The organism is Mesorhizobium sp. M7A.F.Ca.CA.002.15.2.1 (assembly GCF_003998715.1).
Classification (GTDB): domain Bacteria; phylum Pseudomonadota; class Alphaproteobacteria; order Rhizobiales; family Rhizobiaceae; genus Mesorhizobium; species Mesorhizobium ciceri.
Genome location: NZ_RZPI01000719.1, coordinates 1 through 2,722 on the forward strand (window position 1 = coordinate 1; position 2,722 = coordinate 2,722).

The 2,722-nt window shown below is 63.3% G+C and carries 5 protein-coding genes; 1 reads left to right on the top strand and 4 read right to left on the bottom strand.

Going from position 1 to position 2,722, the window contains the following annotated elements:
• Positions 1-43: 43 nt before the first annotated feature.
• On the top strand, positions 44-481 hold the full coding sequence (locus tag ENZ74_RS28120; protein WP_063169009.1) for an EVE domain-containing protein: 438 nt from the start codon (positions 44-46) through the stop codon (positions 479-481).
• Here the strand turns inward: ENZ74_RS28120 and ENZ74_RS28125 are convergent.
• The 4 genes from ENZ74_RS28125 to ENZ74_RS28140 form a co-directional block, all read right to left on the bottom strand.
• Positions 478-1,443, bottom strand: coding sequence for an ornithine cyclodeaminase family protein (locus ENZ74_RS28125; protein WP_063169008.1), 966 nt, complete (start codon positions 1,441-1,443; stop codon positions 478-480). The two genes, ENZ74_RS28120 and ENZ74_RS28125, sit on opposite strands and share 4 nt — an antisense overlap.
• A 37-nt stretch (positions 1,444-1,480) precedes the next feature.
• Positions 1,481-1,837, bottom strand: coding sequence for a DUF1049 domain-containing protein (locus ENZ74_RS28130; RefSeq protein WP_024502826.1), 357 nt, complete (start codon positions 1,835-1,837; stop codon positions 1,481-1,483).
• A 57-nt stretch (positions 1,838-1,894) separates the two neighbouring features.
• Positions 1,895-2,179: an integration host factor subunit beta gene (locus tag ENZ74_RS28135; protein ID WP_006200394.1), complete on the bottom strand. Its 285-nt coding sequence runs from the start codon at positions 2,177-2,179 to the stop codon at positions 1,895-1,897.
• A gap of 82 nt (positions 2,180-2,261) precedes the next feature.
• The coding region (locus ENZ74_RS28140) for a S49 family peptidase (RefSeq protein ID WP_206522343.1) at positions 2,262-2,722 on the bottom strand (461 nt) is incomplete at its 5' end.

Genomic DNA, 2,722 nt, shown 5'->3' on the forward strand with positions numbered 1-2,722 from the left:
TCTACTGGCTGTCCGACGGGGAACAGGCCAATGGGGAACAGAAATGAGCGCGTATTGGATAGCGGTGGCGTCGGCCGAGCATGTCCGGCGTGGTCGCACAGCCGGCTTCATGCAGGTCAACCACGGCAAGGCGGCACCGCTGCGTCGCGTCAAGCCGGGTGATGGCGTCGTCTACTATTCGCCGACCACTGTTTTGGGCGACAAAGACGGCCTGCAGGCTTTCACGGCGATAGGCATCGTGCGGGAAGGCGAGCCTTATCAGGGCGATATGGGCGCCGGCTTCACGCCGTTCCGCCGCGATGTGGCATGGGCCAAGGCCGAGGAAGCGCCGATCAAGCCGCTGCTCGACAGGCTGGACTTCACCGCGGCCAAGTCGAACTGGGGTTATCAGCTTCGCTTTGGCCTTTTTGAAATCGGGGATCACGATTTTCGTGTGATCGCCGAGGCGATGGGCGCCGAAATGGGTGCAACGGTAAACTAGGCCGTGAGCGCCTTGTAGACGGCAATGCCGGCGGCAAGATCCTCGAGTGCCGCTCCGACCGACTTGAACAGCGTGATCTCACCGGCGCTCTCGCGGCCCTTCTTCCGGCCGCGCGCCAATTCGTGCAGATCGGCGACGATGGCTTCCGGTTTCAGCACGCCGGAGGCCAGCGGTTGGACGATGTCGCCGGCTTCCTTGGTGGCGCCGGCGCGGGTGTCGACATAGACGCGGGCAAGCCTGATCGCATCGTCATCGCTCTCGCGCATCGTCGGCGTAAAGCCGCCGACCAGGTCGACATGGGTTCCCGGCCGCAACAATGCGCCCTTGATCAACGGCGTGGTCGTGATCGTCGCCGAGGAGACGATGTCGGCCTGCCCAAGCTCCGTATCGAGATCGCTTGCCGCACTGGCCGCGAAGCCCTGGGCGCACAGATCGGCCGCGACTTTCTCGGCATTGGCCGGGGTGCGGTTCCAGATGCGGATGGTCTTGATGGGCCGCACGGCCGAGTGCGCCTTGGCGAGGAAGGGCGACAGCGCGCCGGCGCCGACCACAAGCAGCCGCGAGGCATCGTCGCGGGCGAGATAGGAGGCCGCAAGCGCCGAAGCACAGGCGGTGCGCCATTGTGTCAGCCGCTGGCCGTCGATCAGGGCCTCGGGTTCGCCGGTGGCGCCGTTGAGCAGAAGATAGAGCCCCATCACCGCGGGCTTGCCGATGGCATTGTTGTCGGGCGACACGGTGACGATCTTGACGCCGACGTGACCGCCGGCCGACGTGCCGGCCGCGTTGAGATCGGTCCAGGCCGGCATCAAAAGCAGTGTGGAGGCGGCACCATCGGGCCGCTCGATCGTATGATGATGCCTGACCGGCTGCACCGCACCGTCGCGAAACGCCATGCGCAGCGTCTCGACCAGTCCGGGAAAGGTCAGCGCATGGTCGACCTCTGCGGCCGAAATGGTCAGCATGAAAAACTCCGTGAGGACAAAACCGCCGATTGGCGGCTCAAGCGGTCGGCTTCGGCAATGCTGCCCCTTGGGCGGACCCCGGTGCCTGGCTTTGTGATACCGCCGGCGCACGGCTGACCGCCTGGCGCAGGTTCTCGGCTTCGACGCCGCGCTGGCGCGCCAGCTTGCGATAGCGACCCTGTTTGACCCACGTAGCCAGACTGCCGACGATCATGCCGATGGCGAGCGCCAGGAACAGGAAGATGAACAGCGGCAAAGTCAGGGTCAGCTTCGGATTGCCGGGGTTGAACGGGTCCAGCGTGAAGGCGACCAGTTCGCGGTTGGCGACAGCGAGTGCGATCAGGATGATCGCCAGGGGCACGAAGATCGCGATGAGGATGAAGCGATTGAACATGATGTTTTCCGTCGGAAGCTGGCCTGTCCGAAAGGCCGTCAGGCGCTGACGTCGCGCCTACTTGCCGCCGTTCAGCCTTTCACGCAGTTCCTTGCCGGTCTTGAAGAACGGCACCCATTTCTCCTCGACCTCGACGGATTCGCCGGTGCGCGGATTGCGTCCGGTGCGCGCGGGACGATTTTTCACCGAAAAAGCGCCGAAGCCACGCAACTCGACCCGGTTGCCTTCGGCAAGGGCGTCGGTGATTTCATCAAAGATCGCGCCGACGATGTTTTCGACGTCGCGCAGGAAAAGATGCGGATTGCGCGTGGCAATAATCTGCACAAGTTCGGACTTGATCATGAGACGGGTCCCCGTGAAAGCAGTGCGGTCAAAATTATGAGGATGATTTTATTTGCTTTTTTCACTTGCCCCAAACGGCTTCTCAAGGGTGCCAGACGGAAACGAGACCGTCAAGAAACAAGCGGTCGGCTCCGAGTTCATGGATGACGTCGCTGCTGTAGGCGGGCAGGCCGAGCGCACTGCCGATCGTTTGCGCCATCGCTTTCGAGAACAGGAAGCCGCTGCGCCGTTCGGTATCCTTCCACTCGACGACCTTGAGCTTGGCATCGACGCCCTTGGTCGCCAGCCAGTCGACCGCCACGGTCTCGCCACCGACGGCGTCGATCAGCCCGTTGGCAACGCCCTGGCGACCGGTGAATATCGAGCCGTCGGCAAGCACCAGCGCTTGTTCGCGGCTCATCTTGCGGCGTTCGGCGACGATGTCGACGAACCAGTTGTAACTGTCGAGGATGAGCTTGCGAACCATGGCGCGCTCGTCGTCATTGGTCGGCTTGAAGGGAGAGGGCGCGGCTTTCAGCGGCGAGGATTTCACCTCCTCCAGCT